Annotated in this window: 23 protein-coding genes and 1 riboswitch; of the genes, 13 read left to right on the forward strand and 10 right to left on the reverse strand. The window is 55.3% G+C overall.

Features of this window, described 5'->3' with window-relative positions:
- Window positions 1–45 precede the first annotated feature (45 nt).
- Both AMM48_RS20005 and AMM48_RS20010 read left to right on the forward strand, forming a co-directional pair.
- Window positions 46–573, forward strand: a complete 528-nt coding sequence (locus AMM48_RS20005) for a hypothetical protein (RefSeq protein ID WP_244271324.1) — start codon at window positions 46–48, stop codon at window positions 571–573.
- Window positions 574–712: 139 nt separating this feature from the next.
- Complete coding sequence (locus AMM48_RS20010) at window positions 713–1,192, forward strand: MarR family transcriptional regulator (protein ID WP_102785511.1); 480 nt, start codon at window positions 713–715, stop codon at window positions 1,190–1,192.
- Here AMM48_RS20010 and AMM48_RS20015 read toward each other — a convergent pair.
- From AMM48_RS20015 to xseA, 3 genes are read right to left on the reverse strand one after another with little or no spacing between them, the layout of a single operon-like run.
- Window positions 1,170–2,723, reverse strand: a complete 1,554-nt coding sequence (locus AMM48_RS20015) for a gamma-glutamyltransferase (RefSeq protein ID WP_102785512.1) — start codon at window positions 2,721–2,723, stop codon at window positions 1,170–1,172. The genes AMM48_RS20010 and AMM48_RS20015 overlap by 23 nt on opposite strands.
- A 15-nt stretch (window positions 2,724–2,738) precedes the next feature.
- On the reverse strand, window positions 2,739–3,590 hold the full coding sequence (locus tag AMM48_RS20020) for a M23 family metallopeptidase (RefSeq protein ID WP_102785513.1): 852 nt from the start codon (window positions 3,588–3,590) through the stop codon (window positions 2,739–2,741).
- Window positions 3,590–5,284, reverse strand: coding sequence for an exodeoxyribonuclease VII large subunit (xseA, locus tag AMM48_RS20025; protein WP_102785514.1), 1,695 nt, complete (start codon window positions 5,282–5,284; stop codon window positions 3,590–3,592). The genes AMM48_RS20020 and xseA overlap by 1 nt, the downstream gene beginning before the upstream one ends.
- A gap of 116 nt (window positions 5,285–5,400) precedes the next feature.
- Here xseA and purD point away from each other — a divergent pair, with 116 nt between their 5' ends.
- Entirely contained in the window at window positions 5,401–6,684 is a 1,284-nt protein-coding gene (gene purD / locus AMM48_RS20030) for a phosphoribosylamine--glycine ligase (RefSeq protein ID WP_102785515.1), read from the forward strand.
- Between the two features lie 34 nt (window positions 6,685–6,718).
- Here purD and AMM48_RS20035 read toward each other — a convergent pair whose 3' ends face one another.
- The 4 genes from AMM48_RS20035 to AMM48_RS20050 all read right to left on the reverse strand — a co-directional run bounded on the left by AMM48_RS20035 (window position 6,719) and on the right by AMM48_RS20050 (window position 10,986).
- Window positions 6,719–7,555, reverse strand: a complete 837-nt coding sequence (locus AMM48_RS20035) for an ABC transporter ATP-binding protein (RefSeq protein ID WP_102785516.1) — start codon at window positions 7,553–7,555, stop codon at window positions 6,719–6,721.
- Window positions 7,552–8,526, reverse strand: a complete 975-nt coding sequence (locus AMM48_RS20040) for an iron ABC transporter permease (RefSeq protein ID WP_081649582.1) — start codon at window positions 8,524–8,526, stop codon at window positions 7,552–7,554. The genes AMM48_RS20035 and AMM48_RS20040 overlap by 4 nt, the downstream gene beginning before the upstream one ends.
- A gap of 56 nt (window positions 8,527–8,582) precedes the next feature.
- Window positions 8,583–9,614, reverse strand: coding sequence for an ABC transporter substrate-binding protein (locus AMM48_RS20045; RefSeq protein ID WP_102785517.1), 1,032 nt, complete (start codon window positions 9,612–9,614; stop codon window positions 8,583–8,585).
- A gap of 229 nt (window positions 9,615–9,843) precedes the next feature.
- A riboswitch (cobalamin riboswitch) is annotated at window positions 9,844–10,048 on the reverse strand.
- Between the two features lie 80 nt (window positions 10,049–10,128).
- Entirely contained in the window at window positions 10,129–10,986 is an 858-nt protein-coding gene (locus AMM48_RS20050) for an AraC family transcriptional regulator (RefSeq protein ID WP_244271325.1), read from the reverse strand.
- Window positions 10,987–11,227: 241 nt separating this feature from the next.
- On the opposite strand from AMM48_RS20050, the gene AMM48_RS20055 reads away from it, so the two are divergent.
- From AMM48_RS20055 to AMM48_RS20065, 3 genes are all read left to right on the forward strand, one after another.
- Window positions 11,228–11,962 carry an SDR family oxidoreductase gene (locus AMM48_RS20055; protein WP_102785553.1) on the forward strand — a complete coding sequence of 245 codons (735 nt, stop codon included), beginning with the start codon at window positions 11,228–11,230 and terminating at the stop codon, window positions 11,960–11,962.
- Between the two features lie 114 nt (window positions 11,963–12,076).
- Entirely contained in the window at window positions 12,077–12,343 is a 267-nt protein-coding gene (locus AMM48_RS20060; protein WP_244271326.1) for an Atu4866 domain-containing protein, read from the forward strand.
- Between the two features lie 235 nt (window positions 12,344–12,578).
- Window positions 12,579–14,180, forward strand: coding sequence for a glucan biosynthesis protein D (locus AMM48_RS20065; protein WP_102785520.1), 1,602 nt, complete (start codon window positions 12,579–12,581; stop codon window positions 14,178–14,180).
- A 72-nt stretch (window positions 14,181–14,252) separates the two neighbouring features.
- Here the strand turns inward: AMM48_RS20065 and AMM48_RS20070 are convergent, their stop codons facing one another.
- A complete protein-coding gene (locus tag AMM48_RS20070) occupies window positions 14,253–14,885 on the reverse strand; it encodes a class I SAM-dependent methyltransferase (protein ID WP_102785521.1) in 633 nt (210 codons plus the stop codon).
- A gap of 154 nt (window positions 14,886–15,039) precedes the next feature.
- Between AMM48_RS20070 and AMM48_RS20075 the strand changes: the two genes are divergently transcribed.
- The gene (locus AMM48_RS20075) at window positions 15,040–15,513 is read left to right on the forward strand and encodes an Rrf2 family transcriptional regulator (RefSeq protein WP_102785522.1); all 474 of its coding nucleotides are present in this window, start codon (window positions 15,040–15,042) and stop codon (window positions 15,511–15,513) included.
- 16 nt (window positions 15,514–15,529) lie between these two features.
- Here AMM48_RS20075 and AMM48_RS20080 read toward each other — a convergent pair whose 3' ends face one another.
- Window positions 15,530–15,982, reverse strand: a complete 453-nt coding sequence (locus tag AMM48_RS20080) for a nucleoside deaminase (RefSeq protein WP_022734120.1) — start codon at window positions 15,980–15,982, stop codon at window positions 15,530–15,532.
- A 298-nt stretch (window positions 15,983–16,280) separates the two neighbouring features.
- Here AMM48_RS20080 and AMM48_RS20085 point away from each other — a divergent pair, with 298 nt between their 5' ends.
- The 6 genes from AMM48_RS20085 to AMM48_RS20110 all read left to right on the forward strand — a co-directional run bounded on the left by AMM48_RS20085 (window position 16,281) and on the right by AMM48_RS20110 (window position 22,965).
- Complete coding sequence (locus AMM48_RS20085; RefSeq protein ID WP_102785523.1) at window positions 16,281–17,003, forward strand: gamma-glutamyl-gamma-aminobutyrate hydrolase family protein; 723 nt, start codon at window positions 16,281–16,283, stop codon at window positions 17,001–17,003.
- The gene (locus tag AMM48_RS22535) at window positions 17,000–18,814 is read left to right on the forward strand and encodes a pseudouridine synthase (protein ID WP_102785524.1); all 1,815 of its coding nucleotides are present in this window, start codon (window positions 17,000–17,002) and stop codon (window positions 18,812–18,814) included. The genes AMM48_RS20085 and AMM48_RS22535 overlap by 4 nt, the downstream gene beginning before the upstream one ends.
- 6 nt (window positions 18,815–18,820) lie before the next feature.
- Complete coding sequence (gene rsmD, locus AMM48_RS20095; RefSeq protein ID WP_102785525.1) at window positions 18,821–19,390, forward strand: 16S rRNA (guanine(966)-N(2))-methyltransferase RsmD; 570 nt, start codon at window positions 18,821–18,823, stop codon at window positions 19,388–19,390.
- A gap of 99 nt (window positions 19,391–19,489) precedes the next feature.
- Window positions 19,490–20,071, forward strand: a complete 582-nt coding sequence (locus AMM48_RS20100) for a helix-turn-helix transcriptional regulator (protein WP_102785526.1) — start codon at window positions 19,490–19,492, stop codon at window positions 20,069–20,071.
- A gap of 159 nt (window positions 20,072–20,230) precedes the next feature.
- Entirely contained in the window at window positions 20,231–21,397 is a 1,167-nt protein-coding gene (locus AMM48_RS20105; RefSeq protein ID WP_102785527.1) for an MFS transporter, read from the forward strand.
- Window positions 21,398–21,501: 104 nt separating this feature from the next.
- Complete coding sequence (locus AMM48_RS20110; protein ID WP_102785528.1) at window positions 21,502–22,965, forward strand: serine hydrolase; 1,464 nt, start codon at window positions 21,502–21,504, stop codon at window positions 22,963–22,965.
- An 8-nt stretch (window positions 22,966–22,973) separates the two neighbouring features.
- Here the strand turns inward: AMM48_RS20110 and chrA are convergent, their stop codons facing one another.
- Window positions 22,974–24,263 carry a chromate efflux transporter gene (chrA, locus tag AMM48_RS20115; RefSeq protein ID WP_102785529.1) on the reverse strand — a complete coding sequence of 430 codons (1,290 nt, stop codon included), beginning with the start codon at window positions 24,261–24,263 and terminating at the stop codon, window positions 22,974–22,976.
- Window positions 24,264–24,337: the final 74 nt, after the last annotated feature.

A 24,337-nucleotide genomic window follows, 5' to 3' on the forward strand; every position in this document is an offset into this window, starting at 1 on the left:
ATTTGTATGATACTGGCGGGATCAGTATTTCTTACTTGGCCCGGCATGGCACTAGACAGCCAAACAGATAAAATCAAGGAAACGGCGCGCGAAATCCGTTTGCAGATTTCACAACTGGACCTGCAATTAAAGGAACATTTGCGAAAGGCGCTTGAAGAATTTGGTGACCGTCCGGTCGAATGCGCCCCCGATGAAGCCCGCCAAAGCCTTTCTGATTGTATTGCTGAAGACGGCGACACACTGACCCACACAACGATCACCATCGCCAAGGTCAGCAGACAGGATGACGATCCACTGGGGGATCTCACTGATACCGAAGAACGGTTTGCCCTGTTCACCGAACAACTCAACAAAACCAATGATCTTTTGGCCAGTGCCGGTGCAACACTATATCGCAGCGGCTTTGACATTACGCCTGAAATGGATCAGCTGCGCCGCAATGTGATTGTCTATGTTGAACGCAAACAGGCCAATGACCTGCGCACCAAACAGGCCCTTTTAATCGCAACGGTTGCCATCATTCTGATTGCGATATTCGGGTTAATCTTCGCTGTGATCCGCCGCTTCCGATAGGCCTACTGTCCCGACATAAAGTGTCATGGGACAAATCACCTTGAACAATTTGGTAAAGCCCGTTACCCGGTAACAATCATTTCGCACGGTTCCAAGTCGCCGGTACTTGGCTCTCGGTACTAGGCAATTAGGAAACATCATGAGCGAAGCTTACTGGCAGGATATTCTCGTGGCCCTGCGCCAGATTATCCGGGCGACCGATCTGCATTCAAAACGGATGATGAAGAACTGCGGCCTGACCATTCCGCAAGTCATGGTGTTGCGCGCGATTGACGAGCTGCAAAATGTCACGGTCAAACGCATTTCCAACCACGTTTCGCTTAGTCAGGCGACGGTGACCACGATCTTAAACCGCCTAGAACAGCGAAACCTTGCCGAGCGTCGCCGCAGCACCACCGATAAACGTGTGGTCAACACGGTCCTGACCGATGCTGGACGCGAAATCCTCTCAACCGCGCCGACCATGCTGCATGAAGAGTTTATTTCCCAATTCGAATCCCTGCCCGATTGGGAAAAGACCCAGCTCCTTACATCCATGCAGCGCGTGGCCTTCATGATGGACGCGGAAAAGATTGATGCCGCCCCGATCCTTGACCTTAGGTCTGATCCGACCCGGTAACGATTCGATGCCCATTCCGCCGTCCGTCCCCTACGGCAGAAAATGTTGCACCATCTGCACTGACCTTCGCGGCATGTACCCCGCCAAAGAACATATCCTCAGACTCCCAACGCTGCTGGTTCTGAATACTTAAGCCATCAAGAAGTGCCTCATCAAAGCCCGGTTCAACCGATAGAAGACCGTCCTCGACATGTAGTCTTGGAGCCGCAACCGCGCCATGCAATGTCATGTCAAAGGCATCCATGTTCAACATTACCTGAAGCATGGTTGACCGAATGCGGTTTGATCCTCCTGATCCCAAGGCAACCGATGATCCATCCGCCCCCAGATAAAGGGCCGGGGTCATCATCGATGTCATCCGAACCCCACAAGGCCATTGATGGAAACCATCGGATGACAAATCTGCCTCACCCAGCATGTTGTTCATCATGATGCCTGTTTTAGGCACCACCCGCCCGGATGACGACCCATTTGATAGGGTTGCCGCCGCAAGATTCCCGTCCTGATCGACAACCGAAATATGGGTCGTCCCGCGCTGACTAAGCGGGCGCTCACCAATCATCATACGATAACTTTCGCACAACTCATCTGACAGGATAACCGGCGACGCACCGTACTCACCACGCGCAAGCCCCGTGGCATGCAAAACGCCTGATACGGCTTCAAGATGGCGGGCAGACCCAAACGACCCCAAGGCCATATCACGCGCCAGTTTAAGACCAAATCCAACCAGAACCCCGCCCGATGCAGGCGGGGGGTTCAGCACAAAGCGGCCTTTACGCCCGGCAACCAAAAGCGGGTCACGGATCAACACCCGGTAAGCCGCCAAATCCTCCCGCGTCAAATAGCCGCCTGATGCACGGCTTTCGCGCACAAGCGCATCGCCAAGGTCACCGTGATAAAACCCGCCAACACCGGTTCGGACCAGATAATCAATGCTGTGCGCTAAATCGGCTTGGTGATGAAGAACGCCTTCATCAAGCAATTCGAAGCCGTCCTCATCCTGATGACCGGGTTTACCAAAGATTCTCCGGCTGTCGGGTGAAAACCCAAGTAACGGCTCAACAATGCCCATCACATATCGCTGAAACGCATCCAGTTCGATCCCGTCACGCGCAGCCGTAATCGCAGGTTCGGCCAATTGCGCCATGGGTAAACCCGCAAGGTCGTGATGAATTTTAAACATCCCGGCGACAACACCCGGCGTCGCAACCGAGCCATAGCCACCATGAAATTCCTGTGTGACACCGCCGGCAAAGGTCGCAAGGCGACTTTCAAATTCCAGATCCTCACGCGCACGTTTTTCAAGCGGGGTTTCAACAAAGAAATCATAAAGACGCGGTGGTTTACCTGCTGGCCGGGCCATCACAAACCCGCCGCCGCCAAGGGATGCCAAAACTGGTTCGGCCACACAGGCCGCCCACATTGCGGCAATCACTGCATCAAAGGCGTTGCCACCTTCCTCAAGCACACGGGCAGCGGCACCTGCGGTAACATCATGTCCTGCGGCAACGGCCCCGTGCTTTTTCATGGCATGCGTTTCCCGTTAGTTTTTGGCGTTTGCCGCCTTTTGCGCGTCTTCCATCGACGGGACCAGCAGTTGCGCATCAACCCTTGCCGCCCCGACATTGATCCGCCAATCCAAATGCGGTCCGGTGGCCCGGCCCGATGCGCCGACTTTGCCGATCAGATCACCCTGTTTTACCATATCGCCGACTTTGACATCGATTTCAGACAGGTGCAAAAACGCCGACACCATGCCAAGACCATGATCAAGAAACAGCGTCGCCCCAGAAAAATACATATCCGGGTGGGCCAAGGTCACGATCCCGTCGGCTGGTGCAACCACGGCCGTTCCGGTCGGAACCGCAATATCCACGCCCCAATGTGGGGACCGTGGCTCGCCGTTTAAAATCCGTTGTGATCCATAGACACCACTGATCGGCCCTAACGCAGGCCAGATAAAACCGCTTTCGAGGAATTTTTCGGTGAACCGTTCGGTGCGCGCTTCGCGGGCCTGACGGGAATCATCCTTGATCCGGTCCATCACGGCGGGATCAGGTGTGACCATTTTCTTGGGCAAACCATCAATCCGCTGAATATCAAATTCGCGGTCGCCGATGTCATAGGCAAAGTTTTCGATACTGCCATCGCTGTGCTTGATCGTCAGTTTGGCAGGACCCTCGTAATCGCGTGGGAAACCCAGAACAAACCGGCCATCAACTGCGATAGTATCAATCGCCGCGCCATCTAGCAGAACCTGATCCCCGGCGTCAGTTTGACCAAACACAATTCCGCCCTGAACAAACTGCCCCTGATAGACTGGTTCTGCGGCTCTGACTGTGGTGGCCGCGAAGATTCCGGCAACTGCGATAAGGGTGGTGATTGCCAAGCGCATTACAAAAGGCTCCCTTGCCTGTCATCGTCTTTTGGTTGTGGGTCTTTCTTTTTGACGGCTTTTGGTTTGCTGGCCGTTTCGGGCTTTGATGTGGCAACCGCATTAACTGGCATATCTTCGCCATCACGCGACCCACCTGACGTCGGGGCTGTCAGCGTGGATACAGGCCCAGTTGTCGCATCGCCAGCCGTAACACGGGTCACGCCATCACCCAGCTCAAGATCATATCCGTGCCCGGTGACAATATCGGCGGATTTTTCCACCAGATTGCCCGCCCCGTCGCGCACCACGGCAAAGCCGCGTTTCAGGACATTGCGATAAGAATAACTTTCCAGCAGACGGTCATAGCGCGCCAGTCCTTCGGCTTCACGCGTCAGGGTGTTTTTCACGGCTGCACCCATGCGCGCACCAAGATCCGTGATCTGTTTGCGGGCCCGATCAACATCGCGTTTGGCGTCACTTGGGCGCAACCCGGCAGACGCACGATCAAGGCGGGATTTTTGCAGTTGCACGGCCGACTTCATCGCGCCGTCCAGCCGCACGGCGGCATTTTCAAGCCGCCCACGTTTTTCCGAAAGCTGTTCGCGCGGACTGACCAGCCGTGCACTGGTTTCATTGAGGCGCGCCCGTGCTTGGCTCACGACATTGACCGCCGAACGAGGCAAACGATCCGCCCAGTTGTCCAACATCTGATTGCGTTCTTCGAGCATCCTTTTGGGATCGCCCAAACCCCGCGCCAGACTTTCAAGCGCTGTTTTCTTTTCCACACCCAATCTGCGAACAGCTTGCGACAACCGCAATCCGTTTTCTTCGATCTGACCAATCAGGTCACCACGCACCGGCACCGCCTTTTCCGCCGCCCCGGTCGGGGTCGGTGCCCGCAGGTCGGAGACAAAATCAATCAGGGTGGTATCAGTTTCGTGGCCGACCGCCGATATCACTGGGATGTCAGAATAGGCCACCGCACGAGCAACCACTTCCTCGTTAAAGGCCCATAAGTCTTCAAGCGACCCGCCACCGCGTGCGACAATCAACACATCAGGGCGCGGAATATGGCCATAGGGCAAAAGGTCGTTAAAGCCGCGCACAGCTTCGGCCACTTGTTCGGCGGCACCATTTCCCTGAACCAGCACTGGCCACAACAATACCCGGCGCGGAAAACGATCGCGCAGGCGATGCATGATGTCGCGGATCACTGCCCCGGTCGGCGATGTGACAATGCCAATGACATCGGGCAAAAACGGGATCGGCTTTTTGCGGTCCGCATCAAACAGGCCTTCGCCCGCCAGCTTCTTTTTACGTTCTTCGAGAAGCTTTAAAAGCGCGCCTTCGCCCGCGACTTCCATCGTTTCGATGACAATCTGGTATTTTGACCGTCCGGGGAATGTGGTCAGCCGTCCGGTGACGATGACTTCCATGCCGTCTTCGGGCACAAGGCCAAGTTTACCCGCCTGCCCGCGCCAGCAGACCCCGTCCAGAACCGCCTTGTCGTCCTTAAGGGCCAGATACATATGGCCGCTGCTGGCACGCTTGAACCCGGAAATTTCACCGCGCACGCGCACAAACGAAAAGGCATCTTCAACGGTGTTCTTTAACGCGTTGGACAGGTCGGACACCGAAAATTCGGGCGCATTTCCCGATTTCGCGGGCGTTTCAGGAACCGGGGCAAAAGGGTCGAACAAATCTTGCGTCATCAAGGGCACTTTATGCTAAAAGCCCGCATAAATTATCTAGCGGGGTGGGTTTGGTGACAAGCCTAGTTCATCACGCATGGACCATCAAGCAATCGGACAAGTCGAAGGATAAAGTCATGAAGGTTCTGGTCGTTGGCGGCGGTGGACGCGAACACGCACTGTGCTGGGCCATTGCGCGCAGCCCGCGCATTTCCAAACTCTGGTGCGCACCGGGCAATGCTGGGATCGCGGATTCGGCCGAATGCGTGACGATTTCCGATGGCGATGTCGACGGTCTGGTGACGTTTGCCAAGGACAACGCGGTTGATCTGGTCGTGGTTGGTCCCGAAGCCCCGCTGGTTGCCGGCCTTGTCGATGCACTTGATGCCGCCGGGATCAAATCGTTTGGCTGTTCCAAGGCCGCCGCCCAGCTTGAAGGTTCCAAGGGTTTCATGAAGGACATGGTGGCAAAGTTCGGGGTTCCGACCGCCGCCTATGGCCGTTTCACCACCCCTGATGATGCCAAGGTGTTTGTCAAAACACACGGCGCGCCGATTGTCGTTAAGACCGATGGCCTTGCTGCTGGTAAGGGCGTAATCATTTGTATGACAATTGACGAAGCCTTTGCTGCGATTGATGAATGTATGGTCGGTGGCAAGTTTGGCGATGCCGGTGCGGAAATTGTCATTGAAGAATTCCTTGTCGGTGAGGAAGCATCCTTCTTTGCGGTGTGTGACGGCGAAAACGTCATTCCACTGGTCGCCGCACAGGACCACAAGGCGGTTGGCGAAGGTGACACTGGCCCCAACACCGGCGGCATGGGTGCTTATTCCCCGGCCCCGGTTTTCACTAAGGACGTCGAAACCAAAGTCATGGAACAGATCATTGTTCCCACGGTTAAGGGCATGGCCGACGAAGGCCACCCGTTCAAGGGTGTCTTGTTTGCCGGTCTGATGATTGATGACGCGGGCAATCCGAAACTGATCGAATATAACATTCGGTTTGGCGACCCGGAATGTCAGGTTCTGATGACACGACTTAAATCAGACGTTCTTGATATCCTTGATGGGGCGGCCAGTGGCACGCTTAATACCGTCAAACCGCAATGGTATGAGGAAACCGCCATGGTGGTTGTCATGGCGGCAAAAGGATATCCGGGATCTTATGAAAAAGGCACCGAGATCAAAAACGTTGCCGCGGCGGATGCCATGGACAAGGTCAAGGTGCTGCATGCCGGAACCAAAATGGCTGGTGATAAGCTGACCGCGACGGGTGGTCGTGTTTTGGGGGTTACCGCACGCGGTGCGACTGTCACCGAAACGCAAAAACGCGCCTATGAGGCGGTTGATGCAATTGACTGGAAAGATGGTTTTTGCCGCCGGGATATCGGTTGGCGTGCAGTGACCCGCGAACAGAAATAAGCCACCACACCATCGCATTTTCAAAAGACCGGATTTACGCAATCCGGTCTTTTTTTATGTTCGCCTTTATATCCGAAAAATCCGAAACGACGTCTGCATTAGCGTTCCCTGCATGATATCGGATCATGCAGCGCCCCGGATGGATATCATCGGGTTCCACCGTTGCCGAAACGCCAAACACATCGCGCAGGTTTTCTGGTATGAGGATATCTTGCGGGGTGCCAATCGCGCGTAATTTACCACCATCCATCATCGCGATCCGATCACAAAACATCGCCGCGTGGTTCAAATCATGCAAGGCCGCAACCACTGTTACCGGTAATCTTCGGACCAGTTCAAGAATGCCCAATTGATGTCGGATATCTAGATGGTTGGTGGGTTCATCAAGCAACAGAAATTCCGGTTCCTGTGCCAGTGCGCGGGCGATATGGACCCGCTGTTTCTCACCGCCCGAAAGCGTATGCCACATGCGGTCTTTCATTGATCGCATATCGACCGCGTCGAGGGCATCGTCCACCACCGCGTCATCATTTTCCGACCACGGGGACAGCAGACTAAGGTACGGCGTCCTGCCAAGCGACACCGCCTCGGTCACGGTGATCCGGTCAATGGTGTCGGCCTGTTGTTCGACAAATCCGATGCGTCGCGCAAGATTTCGCCGCCCGATGTTTTTTAACGCCTGCCCATCCAAAATGGCATCGCCGCGCGATGGTCGACGAAGGCCGCCCAAAACCGACATCAATGTGGTCTTACCCGAACCGTTCGGCCCGATCAGGCCAAGGAACTCGCCGGGCTTTACCGCAATTGTCACATCCGTAATGATCTTTTTGAACCCGGCTTGCCAGTCTACATTTTGCAGTTCAAGGCTCATCGAAGGACCCTTCCGTGACAGAGGATCAGGGCAAAGGCAGGCGCACCGATCAAAGCCGTGATCACCCCGATGGGAAGGACCTGACCCGGCACAATCATGCGTGAGAAAACATCGGCACAGACAAGAAACAGCGCACCAATAAGGGCCGATACCGGCAAAAGAGCACTATGGCGTGTGCCAACGAAAAACCGCGCGGCATGCGGGATCACCAAGCCAACAAACCCGATAGACCCGACAATACTGACCATCACAGCCGTCATCAGGGCGGCACAGCCAATCAGCACGACATAGGCGCGCCGGACCGGCACACCAAGGGACGCGGCTGAATCCCGGCCAAAGGTGAAGGCATCCAGGGCACGCGAATAGCCAAAACAGATTACAAGACCAACAATGGCCACCGGCAAGGCCAACCAGACATCCGGCCAGCGCACACCACTTAGATTGCCCAGCAACCAGAACATGATCCCACGGGCTTCTTCCGCACTGGCAGATTTGGTCACGATAAAAGAGGTCATCGCATTGAAAAGCTGCGATCCGGCAACACCGGCCAGAATGATCGCCCCGGTTCCCCTGCCCGCCTGCAGCGACAATAAGGCAACAAATGCAAATGCCACCAGCGACCCGATAAAGGCCCCGACCGACAACCCAAGTACCCCGGCCCCCAATCCAAGGATTGCGACACTGACCGCCCCGGTCGATGCCCCGGCCGAAATCCCCAACAAATAGGGATCGGCCAACGCATTGCGCAGCAAGCCCTGCAATACAGCACCGGCGACCGCTAATGATGCCCCGCAACTGGCCGCAACCACCGCACGGCTTAACCGGTAATTCCAGACAATGCCTGCATCAATGACATCAACCTCATGCCCGGCATTCCAGACATGATTGGCAATGGTATTGATGACGGTTTGCATTGGAATGGCCGTCTCACCAACTGATGCGGCAAACGCCAGTGTCACGCACAGAAGCATCAGCGCGACGAGCGTCGCGCTGATGCGGTTGGTGAAGGCAAGTGAAAGCAGACCGATCAATTGCTGGCGTCCGTATGGAAGCCTTCAACGGCGGCGGCCAGTTTTTCTATGCCGTTGATCGTGCGGATCGTCGGGTTCATCGACAACGCATCAAGGACGATCACATGATCATTTTTAACCGCATTCATTTGACTTGTGACCGGATCAGATTGCAGGAATTTCATCTTGAGTTCCCAGTCATCGGCCGGGAAGCGACGACGGTCCATCTTGCCAATCGCAATGATGTCGGGGTTGGATCGTGCAATTGTTTCCCAACCAACTTTTGGCCATTCATCGTCACTGTCGATGACGTTTTTCACGCCCAGTACATTGGCGATATAGGCCGGTGCGCCTTTTTGCCCGGCAACAAACGGATCAACATCAAGTTCCGCACTTGAAAACCAGAACAGGGCACTGATCCCACGACCATCAACGTCACTGACGCGATCACGCGCCGCCTGTTCACGCGCACGAAGGTCCGCCGTCAGTTCGGCACCGCGTTCTTCAACATCAAAAATCTGCGCCATTTCGGTGATCGTACGATAAATCAAATCCATCGAAAACGCATCAAGGCGCGTGCCATCGCCGCCGGTGGTGTTGTCCTTGCCCACGCAATCGGCGGGCGCGGTATAGACCGGAATGGAAAGCTCGGAAAACTGTTTAATGGTTCCCACCGCGCCATTCGGGCCGACATGCCACTGATACTGGTTGGTCACCAGATCGGGTTTCTGTCCGACGACACTTTCGAAACTGGGATCATTATCGGCAAGACGCGGTATTTTGGCGTTGGCGTCGCGGTATTCCTCGGCAACCGGATTAAACCATACAGCCGTCCCGACAACCCGGTCGGCCAGCCCCAGCATATAAAGAATTTCGGTATTGCTTTGTCCAAGCGAAACAACACGTGTTGGCGCCTGATCGAAGGTCACCGTACGACCGCAATTTTTCAAGGTCAGCGGATAATCCGTTGCCGATGCATGTTGTGAAACAGATGCCAGTCCCGCAGCAAACACCCCGGCTGCAAGAACATGTTTGTTCAATGTGATCACTTTGTACCCTTTCCAAGGATATGACGGCCAAGGAGACTTTTCCTGAAACCGAACATCCCAAATCAACACTTGTTATGTTATAACACAACACAACCATTCCTGTCGTCAATGGACTGGCAAAAGTGTCGGGAAATGGCGGACGGTATCAGGGCCAAAGAAAGGGCGGGATGATTGATATCCTGCCAGCGACCGTAACACATGGCCGACATTTTCCGGGGCACCCCGCCCGGTCCAGTGTCGTGATGTTGGCAGGTCTCCTGGCTCGCGGGTCGTCACACTTTTCTGCCTTCCCAGGGTAAACCCCAGTGGCTTTTGATCAGAAAAGTGCTCACCGCCTACAGTTGCGGGGGCAGCTTCGGTTGACAGCCTTACCATCGGCATGGCTGCGTCGAATTCCCTTTATCCTTTCGGATACCAACTCAAATAGGATGTCACACAGCCCCCCGTACCCGTCAAGCGAATTACGGGTAACACAGGGCAAATGCGCATCTGGCGTACCTAGGGCTAGGACCTACTAATGAACGGAGGGCTCTACCACTTCATGCCCTGAGGGCTGGCTTCGAATTGTCGAGATATCACGCATCGGTGGCGCCCCAAACATGCGGGCATATTCGCGGCTGAACTGGGATGTACTTTCATATCCCACCTCATAGGCCGCACTGGCCGCATCCTTCATTTCGGCCAACATGATTTGCCGGGCGGTCGTTAAGCGCAGGCGTTTTTGATATTGCAGCGGGCTCATGGCGGTCACCTGCTTGAAATGATGATGGAAGGAAGACGGGCTCATATTAGCATGACTGGCCAGCTCATCGACCCGTAGCGGCTTGTGGAAGTTGTCTTTCATCAAACGCAGCACGGCTGAAATCCGCTGCATGTTGCTGCCGCCCATCGCCAGACGGGCAATCAAGGCACCCTGCCCAGTCCGTAACAGGCGATAATGCACTTCGCGCATCAAAAGCGGCAACATCACCGGTATTTCTTCTCGGTGTTCGAGAAGCTCAACGACACGCAAGACCGCATCGACAAGTCCCTCGGATGTTTCTTCGACGAACAAGCCCCTGAAACTGTCGCCATCGGCCCCGATGTTCAAATCCATACAGGCAACCAGGTCACCAAGAATTTTCCCATCGAGATCAAGAGACAAACTGCGATAGGGGCGATCAGGTGTCGCATCGGTCACATGCCCGACCAATGGCAAGTCCACCGATGCCGCAAGCAACTGTCCGGGCTCATAGCGATAGACTTCCTGACCCAGCGTAACTTCCTTGGCACCCGAAATAATCAGACACAGACAGGGCCTGTAAATCGTTGGCACCTTAAGGGTCGGGCCGGTCGAACGATACATCCACACCGGTTCAACCGCGGTGCGCACGGCCCCATCCGGTTCACAGTATTTGTCAATTAAATGGCATAGCCGTTGAAAGTTATCCATCACCCAAACCCTTTGTTTTCAGTGACCCCAGTATACACCGCGAAACCGTACCGCAAAGCACCTCAAACCGGATTTGGAGGATTAGGCAATCGATGTCGAGTTCTGTGTATTCATCAAACGCATCGAAAACGACACAGTAAGGCCATGACACAAACACACGGAGGATGTCATGCCGAACCCAATCAATCACGTCGAAAACAAAACCGTTATCATCACCGGTGCCAGCAGCGGTATCGGCGAAGCCACCGCCAAACTTCTGGCCAGCCGTGGTGCAAACGTCGTTCTGGGTGCGCGCCGCACCGAACGACTTGACCAACTTGCCACCGAAATCGAAGCATCGGGTGGCAAAGCAATGGCGCGCGCGGTCGATGTCACCAACGGCGAAAGTGTCGAAGCACTTGTCTATCATGCAAAGAACATGTTTGGCCGTGTAGATGCGATCTTTAACAATGCTGGTGTCATGCCGCTTTCCCATATGGCGGAACTTAAAACCGACGAATGGGACAATATGATCAACGTCAATATTCGCGGCGTTTTGAATGGTATTGCCGCGGTCCTTCCGATCTTTAAGGAACAGGGCATCGGGCATGTAATCAATACCGCATCTATTGCCGCCCATGTCGTCGCACCAAGTGCCGCCGTTTACTGTGCGACCAAATATGCCGTTTGGGCCATTTCCGAAGGACTGCGTCAGGAAAGCGAAAATGTTCGCGTGACGATAATTTCACCGGGTGTGGTCGAAACCGAACTTGGTCATGACATCACGGATGAAACCGGCAAGGAAATGCTAAAGCAGTTCCGTCAAATTGCCCTTTCCCCGGATGCCATTGCACGTGCTGTTCTTTACGCGCTTGATCAACCCGCAGATGTCGACGTCAACGAAGTCATCGTCCGTCCAACCGCGTCGGCATTCTAACTAATTCGAACCAAGACGCAGGCTTCCATCATGAGACGTCACGTTTTCTTATCACGTTTGATACTCCTGCTGATGGTGTTCGCACCATCAGCAGCCTTCCCGCAGGAGACAGAGATGAACACAGCATTACAAACGTCACCGCATCCTTATGTCGGCATGTGGGTCACCGAGGATGGGTATGTCCGCCAGGAGTTGCGTTCTGACGGTCGCTATGACGAGGCACGCGGAACACAACAATCGGCCTATCAGGGCGATTATCAAATTTCGGGAAACTACGTCACCTATCAGGATGACACCGGTTTTACCGCCGATGGATATTTTGAAAATGATGTGCTGTATCACGGCGGCATGGTGATGTTTCGCCAAGATCAAACCAACTGATCCCAGCACGCACCCGCAACCGCCCGGCAACTGTCGTCACGTTTACTTCAAGTATCGCAACTCCACCAAGATCGATATCGCCCGGCGGTATCGATCTTTCTTGTGAAATGTCGTTCCTGCGGAGTGTCATGCATAAGATGCAGTGATTACGACCTTGAATTTGCCATCATTTGTCCCGATTACCTCCACACTGTCAGGTATTATTCCGGCATATTCGACAAACGGGACTTGGTGAATGACAACTTCTTTGGAACGCAGACGTTTTTTGAAATCCGTGGCCGCCGCAGGTGTCATCCTGCCGGGCATGTCGATGTTTGGGGCGGCAATGGCCGCGAACGACACGCTTGAACTGGGCGAAGCGCAGAACTTTGATTTTGACGCACTGATCAATCGGGCGCAGACGATGGCAACAAAGGACTATGTTGCCCCCATCGCACCCGATCCCGAGATTGTCGGTAAAATCGATTACGACACCCACGGAAAGCTGCATTACAAACGCGACCATTCGCCGTTTGCCGATGGGTCGGGCACTTATCCGATGACGTTCTTCCATCTGGGCATGTATTTCGCCAAGCCGGTGCATATGTATCTGCTTGAAGACGGGGCGGCGCGTGAAGTTGTCTATCGTCCGGATTACTTTGATATGCCCGAAGACAGCATCGCGCGCAAACTGTCCGACAACAGCGGCTTTGCCGGATTCCGCCTGCATGAGAACCTTGAACGCGATGACTGGAAAACCCAGGATTGGGCGGCATTTCTTGGTGCATCCTATTTCCGCGCCATCGGCGATGAAGGCCAGTATGGCCTGTCCGCACGTGGCATCACGGTCAATACCGCCACATCCGTACCCGAAGAGTTCCCCGATTTTCGCGAATTTTACATCGAACCTGCCAAATCGGCCGAAGACCCGGTAACGATCTATGCCCTGCTCGATGGGCCCAGCATTACGGGTGCGTATAAATTCCTGCTCTATCGTGGCAAAGGGGTCACGATGGACATCGAAAAGCACCTGTTTATCCGTAAAGACATCGAACGTCTTGGCATTGCGCCGTTGACCAGCATGTTCTGGTATTCAGAACAGAACAAGTCATTCCGGTTTGACTGGCGTCCGGAAGTCCATGATTCTGACGGTTTGGAGCTTTGGACCGGCAGTGGTGAACGTATCTGGCGACAGCTCAATAACCCCGAAGTCATCCGCGCTTCCGCCTTTGGCGATCACACGCCACGTGGTTTTGGTTTGATGCAGCGCGACCGTGAGGTCAGCCATTATCTTGATGGGGTGCGCTATCACCGCCGTCCCAGCCTGTGGGTTGAACCGCTTGAAGACTGGAACAAGGGCGCTGTTCAGCTGATTGAAATCCCGACCGATGACGAAATCCACGACAATATTGCGTCATTCTGGGTGCCTGATGAGCCAGCCAAGGCGGGCAACAGTTATCAGTTCAAATATCGTTTGTACTGGCAGGCTGAAAATCCGTTCCCGGTTGAAAAACTGGCCAAGGTCACCGCAACCCGCATGGGTCGTGGTGGGGAACCGGGTACGAACCGCCCCAAAGACGAGATCAAGTTTTCCGTCGAGTTCGAAGGCGATATTCTGGGCACCCTTGAATATGGCGAGTTCCCGGAAGTCATCGTTTCGACTTCGCGCGGCGAGATTGTGCGCACCAAGATCGAACCGATCATGGATACAAGGATCTGGCGGGCCGCGTTCGACCTTAAGGCCACCGGCACCGATCCGGTTGATTTGCGCATGTATTTGAAACTTGATGATGCACCCTTAAGCGAAACCTGGATGTTCCAGCATCTGCCGGGACTTACCAACCAGCAGCAAGGCTAGGTCGCTACATACCGAAATACGACGGACCGGCATCATGACGATGCCGGTCCGTTTGCATTTAAGGTTTGCCAGTTAACCTTTGCGCTCAAGGGCGATGACCGTGTCGAGCACCATGCCTTCTTCCCCGTTCGGACCCTTTGCCAAACGGTCTAGGTTATCGACGCAGATCTGCGTCCATTCAGTCAGGTCAAGGCTTAGGTTTTCGAGCGCCTCTTTTGGTTCTGGGTAGCATTTATCGGGCTTTTCCCATGACCATGATGGCACCGACCCATGCGACGTCACCAACAGCAATCCCCCCGGCGCAACCAGACGCGATGCACAGTTGATGATCGAATTGCGCGCAAACACCACCGGGGATTCAAGAAACTGTGCGGTCACCAACGCGAAGCTTCCCGTTGGAAAGTCGGTCATAAGATCTCGTTGATCAAATGTGATCTTTTCCAAAACACCGTTGCGCACCGCATTGGCGCGCGCATAGCCCATTGCGGTCGCAGAAATGTCAATCGCGGTTACAGCCCAGCCATTTTTCGCCAGCCAGACCGCATCATCCCCCTTGCCACATCCAAGTTCCAGCGCAGCACCAGAAGTCCGGTCAGTTACGAATTTCTCCAGCACCGCCGTTGGCCGACCGCTGGTTTCGGACGTGGCCTTTTCATAATGCTGTTCCCAAAACTCTATCGGGTCCATTTTCGGATCAATGTTCATGTCATGCCTCAACTAAAGTGACAGTGCGGTTTGATAAACAAATCATGCATCATTATAAGTTACATGATTTGCTGCATCTGTCAATTTCATGTATCTTTGGTTGTTTCATGTGTTAAAGATCAGACAGGATCGACCGACCAACAGGAGCCCTTTGATGCGTCAAGACAACCGCATGCCCCGCGTGCTGCATGCTCTTTTGCACCTTGACCAGATGACGGAGCCGGCAACATCCGATCTGCTTGCCAGGATGCTCAATACCAATGCGGCTGTTGTCCGACGCACCATGGCCGGATTGCGCGATCAGGGATTTGTCACCTCGACCAAGGGGCATGGCGGGGGCTGGGTTCTGGCCAAACCGCTGTCAGACATTACCCTTGCCGGGATTTATGACGCGCTTGGCGCGCCAAAGATTTTTGCGTTGGGCTGTGGCAACGAAGAATCGCACTGTCTGATGGAACAGGCCGCCAATGCGGCCACCGCCGAAGCGCTGCGCGGCGCATCAGAAACGTTTCTAAGCGCGCTTTCGGCAATCACAATGGCCGATCTTGCCCGTGATTATGAAACCCGGATGAAAGAACTTGGCTTAAATCCGGATGATTACCGGTTTGATGCCAGCAAAATCCCCTAAGCCCCGATGCCAGGTATCAGCGCAGGCTGCCAAAGAAATCCTTCAGCAATTTACCAGCTTCAATCTCGCCAATACCGCCATACACTTCGGGACGGTGATGGCATGATGAGCTTTCAAAAACGCGTGGCCCGTGGTCAACACCACCGCCCTTTGGGTCATAGGCCCCAAAATAAACCCGACGCAGACGGGCAAAAGAAATGGCCGTGGCGCACATCGGGCAGGGTTCAAGCGTGACATACAGATCGCAATTGGGAAGCCTTGGCTCGCCCTTAGCCCCGGCTGCCGCCCGAATGACAAGGATTTCGGCATGCGCAGTCGGATCGTTAAGTTCCTCGGTCAGATTGCCTGCACGTGCAAGGACTTCGCCCGTATCGGCATCGACCAGAACCGCCCCCACCGGCACCTCACCGCGACGGGCGGCGGCACGGGCTTCTTCAAGGGCCATGTCCATAAAGCTGTCTGCGCTCATGATTTTTCCATCCCGATCATGCACTGCACGGAGCAAGCGGCACAACTTGCCAAAGCGGCGTTTGTTTTTACTTGATGTTAGGGCCCGTTTAGGGTCTGAACCCATATGACAGTGCAATCTCGCATCGGATCGGTCAAGAGATCATCATTGGATCGTCCGTTAGATGATGCCAGTTTGGCCTTTGCACACAACGCATAGACCATCGGCGTGAATTGCCGTTGCCCTTACGCGGTTGCAAGGGTAGTTTCCGCCAAGAATTATTCGCCTTAGCATTACCACAAGCAAAGTTGCACCCGACATGACCACGCGCAAGCCGATCATTGGTATTACACTCGATTCCGAAGAACCGGGCGGTTATTCGAAATTCCCGTGGTATGCGCTGCGTGAAAACTATGCTGGTGCGGTGGCGCAAGCCGGTGGCATTCCAATGCCCCTGCCCCATGAGGTTGACCTTGTGCCTGATCTGCTTGATCTGATTGACGGGCTGGTCGTGACCGGCGGGGCGTTTGATGTTTCGCCAACCCTGTTTGGCGCAGAAGAAGTCCATGATACGGTTGTCACCAAAGATCGCCGCACCAAGTTTGAATGGGCGATGGCCGAAGGTGCACTTAAACGTGATATGCCGGTTCTGGGGATTTGTGGCGGGCAGCAATTGCTTAACGTGATCCTTGGCGGGTCGCTGATCCAGCACATTCCTGATAGTGTCAAAAACGCGCTGGCGCATGAACAGCCCAATCCGCGTGATGAATCCGGCCACGATGTCACGGTTGAACCGGGCACACTGCTTGCCAAAATTGTTGGCGACGTCAAAACGCTTTCGGTCAATTCCGCCCACCATCAGGCGGTTGAGGGGGTTGGCCCGGATGTGATCATTAACTCGGTCGCGCCTGACGGCGTGATCGAAGGCATTGAACATCCGAAATACCGTTATTGTCTCGGGGTCCAGTGGCATCCCGAATTTCATATCAGTTCGGGCGATGCGAAGATTTTCGACGCCCTGATTTCCGAGGCCCGCACATGAGCGACCAGACCCCGACCCCAGAAGATAATGATGCAGACACCAAATCCGAACGCATTGCCAAGCGCATTGCACGTTCCGGTGTGTGTTCGCGTCGCGATGCCGAACGTATGATCGAAGAAGGTCTGGTGAAACTGAATGGCAAGGTACTTGATACCCCGGCCGTGACCGTCACCGACGCCGACGAAATTTACGTCAACGGCAAACCCTTGCCGGAAAAAGAAAAACCGCGTCTTTGGCGTCTGTTTAAAAAACGCGGACTGGTCACCAGCCACCGCGATGAACAGGGCCGCGATACGGTATTTGAACATCTGCCAAGCTATGTGCCGCGTGTGATTTCAGTCGGACGGCTTGATTTGAACTCCGAAGGGTTGCTGTTGCTGACCAACGACGGCGAATTGGCCCGTTATCTGGAACTACCGGCAACCGGCTGGGCGCGCCGATATCGTGTACGTGTGCATGGCCGCATTGAAGAATCAAAGCTTAAACAGCTTGAAGAAGGTGTCACCGTTGATGGTGTGCATTATGGATCGATCCATGCCGAGGTTGATGTTCAAAAAGATTCCAACGCCTGGATGACGGTGACCTTGCGCGAAGGCAAGAACCGTGAAATCCGCCGCGTGATGGAACATCTTGGCTGGCCGGTCACCCGTTTGATGCGCGTGTCCTATGGTCCGTTCCAGTTGGGCAGCCTTGCCCCCGGTGATTGCGAAGAAATCACCGGCAAGGTGATGAAAGAACAGCTCGCTGCGTTCTTTAAGGGTGATTACAGCAAGGTTTCAGAAAAGAAATCCGTGGCACGTGGCGGCACATCGCGCCCCAAAGCACCGCGCACTGTTTTTGGCCAACCCGCACAGCGCAAACGCCAGCAAGGCGGTCCGGGCCAAAACCCGAACGCCAATGCCAATGGCACCGATGACGAGCAGCGCGATAGCCGTGCAGGCCGTCCAAGCCTTGGCCGTCCGGGGGCGGGTCGCTCCTATGGACGCCCATCGGATCGTTCCGAGGGTGACCGCAACGAGGCGGATCGTGATGGCGGCAATGACCGTCGTGGCAATGATGCCCCTCGTGGTGGGTCCTCGCGTGATGATAAGCGCAGTGCTTCGTCGCGCTCGGAAAAGCCGCGTATCGGCGCAGCCCCACGTCCCGGCGGGCGCGGAAAACCGGCGGCCAGCAACGCCCGTCCGGAACGCGACGACCGTGATGATCGTAATGATCGTAGTTCGGGCCGTCCGACCGACAAGGGACGCGGACGCTATGCTTCCGGTGGAACGTCTGGTTCTGACAAACCCGGTCGTGGCAGATTTGCTGGTTCCGATGCCAGAGATGGTCGTGGCCGTGACGATGCCAGAGACGAACGTGGCCGTGATGGCGGTCGAGACGGTGGGCGAAATAGTGGCCGAGATGGCTTTGGACGCGATGGTGGCAGAGATTCTGGTGGTAGAGACGGTGGAAACCGCGATAGCGGTGCGCGCGGCACAGGTCCACGCGGCGGTCCCGGCGGACGGAGCAGCAATGCCCGTGATGGCGGACGCGACAGTGGCGGACGCGACGCCGGAAACCGTGACGGGGGTTCACGCGGCACCGGTGCACGTGGCACTGGCCCACGGGGCAGCACTACCCGTGATGGTGGGCGCGATACTGGACGTGGCGGTTCTCGCGATAATGCCCGTGACAGCGGCCGGCGCGATGGTGCCGGGTTCGCGGGCGGTCGCGGCAAGCCGGGTGGCAAACCAGCCGGTCGTTCAGGCAATAGCACAAGCACCCCCGGCCGCAAACCCGCAGGCAACCGCCCACGCGGCAAGAAGGACTAATCGAACATGCGGATTGTAGGTGGCAGTCATCGCGGCCGGGCTCTAACCCCGCCAGCAGGACGTGAAACACGCCCGACCCTTGATCGTGTACGCGAAGCACTTTTTAGCATCCTGTCGCATGCATCGCGCTGGTATGAGGATGATTTCCATCCGCTGTTTGATGGCGTGATCCTTGATGCCTATGCCGGATCGGGGGCCTTGGGCCTTGAAGCGATTTCACGCGGGGCAAGCAAGGCGGTTTTGTTTGATACCGATCGCGGTGCTCTGGCGGTGATCGAAGAAAACATCACCAATTTGAAGCTTGGCGATAAGGCACGCGTTCAGCGTGCCGATGCCACCAAGCCACCACGCGCATCTGCCCCCGCCAGCATGGTTTTCCTTGATCCACCCTATGGCAAGCAATTGCTTGAAACCAGCATTACTGCCCTTGCTGCTGCGGGCTGGATTGATGGCAACACATTGATCATTGCCGAACGTGATCCACGCGACCCGGAAATCACGCTGGACGGGTTTGAGTTGTGCGACAGCCGCAAGTACGGAAAATGTCAGATCGATATCGGGCGGTTTTCGGCCTGACCTGCGATCACTTGTGCAAAGCAGGCCGTCACATCAGCCTGCTGCAAAAACCCGTGATCTGTGGTAGCGTTTTGACGTTAAACGATATGGTTAAGCGCAATGAGACCCTTGCCCCAAACAGCACCAGACGTAGAATTTGGCCGTCGCCTGCGCCATTGGCGTCGCGAAAGCGACATCAAGCAGGCCCGTCTTGCCGATATTCTGGGCGTCACGCAGGCAACCGTTTCGCGCTGGGAAAAGGGTATGCAACGCCCCGCCCCGGTGCAGCTTGACCTGATTGATCAGATGATGACCCGCAAGCGCAATTTCCGTCTGGATCAGGCAATCAAACGGCTTGTCATTCATTCGAACCAGCGCGTGCACCTGATCGAAGACCGATCCCACCGGTTGCTCTGTGCCTCACAGGCCCGCGAACATGAATGGCAACGTGATTGTTCCGATCTTCTGGGCACATCACTTTGGCGGTTTGCCACACCGGAAATCGCGGTTGCGGAAAAAAGCCTGCATGTCCTTGGCTGGCACGAAGATCAAACCGACCACCTGACATTTGAAACATCGCGGCGCGACGGGGCACCGATGCGCATTGTCGATAGCTACATCCTGTGGGAACGTTTTTTCCTGTCAGATGGAACGGCCGTGCGGCTGACAACCGGGTTTGATCACGCACCTCACACCATTTAACGCATCTTGCCAGAACCACGCATATTTCATTCGTGGATATTCTAGGCGGTTTTCAGGTACATCTGAAATCCGCCTTTTGCATGTTTGCCAAGATTTAAAAGCACCGGCAAAACCGCACAGCAAACCAAAAATAAAAGACACCAAACGGACACGCCCCAAATGCCACCGATCTTTGCTATTTCGATCCTGTATGGACTTGGACTGACGGCCTCGATGCAGGTCGGCTTGATCGGCCCGATTGCGCCTGATCTGCGTGCGGGTTTTGGATTAAGTCAGGCAGAATTTGGCCTTGTGGCATCGCTGATTACCGCTGCCGGTGCGCTGACCGCCATTCCAACAGGTGTTTGGGCCGCCCGCGCCGGATTGCGTAAATCGCTTGTTCTGGGCTGTTTAATGATGATCCTTGGCGCAACCATCTTTGCCACGGCCGATGTCGCGGTCATGCTCTATGTCGGGCGGGTTGTTACCAGCATCGGCTATCTTTTGATCGTGGTCGGCGCACCAAGCTGGATGGCCGGATTTGAGAATCCCAAAATTGTCGCCATGGCCATGAGCATCTGGGGCACGTTTATTCCGGTTGGCATTGCCATGGGCAACTGGGTCAGTGCGGCCGTGCTGGTTTGGCTTGATTGGCGGCTGGCGGTGGTGGCCTGCACGGTTCCGGTTATGATCCTGTTACCTTTGCTTGCCGTTATGACGCCACCTGCGACAAGCACACCACGTAAATCGCTTCTGGTCGGGGTCATCGGGGTTTTAAAATCACGTGCGGCCTTACGTGTCGCGCTGATATTTTCGGCCTTTGCCGGGGCGACCTCCGCCGCCCTTGCCTTCATGCCCGCAATGCTTGCCGATAATCTTGATATCGGCATCGCACCCGCCGCTGGAATCATTGGCACCACAGCCATTGTCGGCAATATCATCGGCAGCGTCGGGGCTGGCATGGCACTGGGCCGAAATATTGCCGGACGTCGGATTTTGATGCTGTTTTTACCCATGATGGCAGTTGCGATTTCCACCCTTTTTGTCAGTACGCATATGCCACTGAGCCTCACCGCACTGATCATTTTCAACATTGGTCAGGGGGCGGTTGCGGGCACATGCTTTGCCCTGTTGCCCGGCATTGCCAAAGGGGGGCTTTCGATGCCCGCCCTTCAGGGGATGCTTGCCCAGTTCGCCGAGATTTTTGTCGTGATTGTCCCACCTGTTGCTGGTGCGATGATCGATCGGAGCGGCTGGTCCGGGGCTGCGGGGGTTCTTGGCGCGCTTTACTTTGCCGGCTTCCTGATTTCACTGGGAAAATCGTCACAGAAACGCAGTGCAACATAAGGCGACCTATACGATACGATGACTTGACCTGTCCATCGAAGCAGGCGACTCTCATGCTCTGAAGCAGTCGGGAGTACTGCGAAGCTCGTAACAGGGAAAACGGAATGAAACTGATCAAGGCCATCTTTATCGGCACGATATTGCTTGGTCTTATGGTTGTTTCCGGCTTTTTCATCTGGCTTGCCCCGATCGGTGCCGGTTACAGCGCAAAGATCATGTGTTCGGCCATTTTTGTAAACGGGCTGCCATCCAGCCGGGCGCAGGCCGAAGATGTTCTGGCCGATAACAACCCGCTATTGTCACTGATTACGACCAATGTTGATCTGCGCAACCAGACTGTTAGCGCACATGCCTTTGGTTTTCGCAAACGCTGGGCGGTGTATCGACCACATCTGGGTTGCGTTCTGGCCAATGATGCAGACCAGATCACCCGTTTACGCAACAGCACCCCGCTTATCAGCCCCATCACGGCAAGGCCGCTTTTAACCGGACCATTGCCAATTGATGTCGAACGCCGTGCACTTACCGGCCTGTTGTTTGACGCGATGGATGAACCCGACCCGAAACCAACGCGGCGCACCCGCGCCCTTGTCATTTTGCATCAAGGCAAGGTGATTGCAGAACGTTATGACGACGGGATTTCTGCCAACACGCCTCTTCCCGGCTGGTCGATGACCAAAAGCGTGTTTAACGCGCTGCTTGGTCGGATGCAGTTCGAAGGCATGATTGGCGACATGGCCGACCCGGTCCTGATCAATGAATGGCACGCAGAAGCCGGCGACCCGCGCGCGACCATCACCTATAACAACTTACTGCATATGAGTAGTGGTCTCGAATTTGATGAAAGCTATGCCAACCCGTTATCAGACGTTGTGCAGATGCTGTTTATCGAACCGGCCGCCGCCGGGTTTGCCGTGTCCCAACCACTTGCCAATCCGCCCGGGGAGGTCTTTTCCTATAACTCCGGGACAACCAACATTCTATCGGCTGCAATCCGCAATCTGAGCGGATCGCGCGAAACATACCAGAAACGTCCGGCAGAACTTTTGTTCCGTCCGCTTGGCATTGACAATGCCGTGATTGAAACCGATCAGGATGGCTACTTTATCGCATCAAGCTTCATGCATGCCACCGCACGCGATTGGGCAAAAATCGGCCAGTTGTTCCTGCAAGACGGCGTGTGGGACGGCGAACGTCTTTTACCCAAAGGATGGGTGGATTATTCCACCACCCCGGCACCAGCCGCGCCAAATGGTAATTACGGCGCGCATTGGTGGCTTGATCTGCCGGGCAGCTCTGATGACCGCCCTAGCGCACCGCAGGTACCCGATGATGCCTTTTTCGCGCTTGGGCATGATGGACAATCCATCAGCGTCATTCCGTCAAAAGAACTGGTTGTTGTTCGTTTGGGCCTGACGCGCAACCGCGATGCTTTTGATTTGCGCCAGTTCATCGCCAACCTGAGCCAACTTTTCCCAACGGTTGACCCAAACGCCATCAAGCTGCCAGACAGCGAGGGCGAGGCTCAGGGTGAGGGTCAAGAGCAAACCGAAAAACCTGCTAAATAAACGCCGACTTAGATCAAACCAACGACATATCCCAGCAATGCCCCCAACCCGACCAAGGCCCACACCGACATGACCCGCCATTGCAGGATGGCAAAGGCCACGGCGACGCAGACGATATCGACAGCATCATGAATGGCCCCGGTCCAGATCGGATCATATAAAACCGCCGCCAGCAAGCCGACCACAGCCGCGTTAACGCCCAGTAACCCTGCCCGCATGCTTTGCACATGCCGCACGCGATCCCAGAACGGCAAGATGCCAATCACCAGCAACCATGCCGGCAGGAAAATCGCGATGAGTGTGATCAAAGCCGTAACCGAACTGATCAACCACGTGCCCGACCCCTCAACCGCATGCAGCACGGCCCCAAGATAGGCCGCAAAGGTAAAAATCGGACCAGGCACGGCCTGTGTTGCGCCGTACCCGGCAAGGAAGGCTTCCTGATTGACCCAGCCGGGATCAACCACGGCAGCCTCGAGCAAGGGCAAAACAACATGCCCGCCACCAAACACCAATGCGCCGCTGCGGTAAAACCCATCAATGACGGCAAACAGCCCGCTGTGATCAAAATAGGCGACAATCGGCAGTCCTGCGAGCAACGCAAAGAACAGGCCAAGCGCAAAAAACGCCCCCTTGGTGGAATGCGATGTTGGCACATCGTAGCTCTCGGGCTCGGTTACAGTACGTAGCAGGATAAACCCGGCAATCATCCCGCCGATAATCACGCCAAATTGCGCCAACACCGTATCGCTGACAATCATCACACCGGCCGCAACCACCGCAATGGTGGCGCGTGGCACGTCCGGACACAGGTTTCGGGCCATCCCGACAAGCGCATGGGCGACAACGCCAACCGCCACCAATTTGAGCCCCCGAATGACGTTATCAATCGCCGCCAGATCAAAATGCACAAATGTTATGCCAAGAACCGCCAAGACAATCGCCGACGGCATGGTAAAGCCAAGCCACGCCATAAGGGATCCACGCACCCCGCCAAGCGCCATGCCAATCCCCATCCCGACCTGTGAGCTGGCCGGTCCAGGGACGAACTGGCACAAAGCCACCAGATCGGCATAGCGCGTATCACTTAGCCAGCGACGGCGATGAACGAACTCTTCACGGAAATAGCTGATATGGGCGACCGGCCCGCCAAAACTGGTCAGGCCAAGACGCAAAAAGATCAGGAAAACCTGCCAAAGTGCAACCCCATCGGATGGCAGAACACCTGTATCGGCGTCGTATGCCCCGCCCTTATCCTGATCGGTTTTTGCCGTATCATTTGGTGTCTTTTGTGACATTCCCGGTCGCGTCCCCTGATCGTACGACACATGATATATGCTGCCAGACCATATCCAATGGCACCAAAGGCGGA

This window comes from Thalassospira sp. GB04J01, assembly GCF_000751115.1.
Taxonomy (GTDB): Bacteria; Pseudomonadota; Alphaproteobacteria; order Rhodospirillales; family Thalassospiraceae; genus Thalassospira; species Thalassospira lucentensis.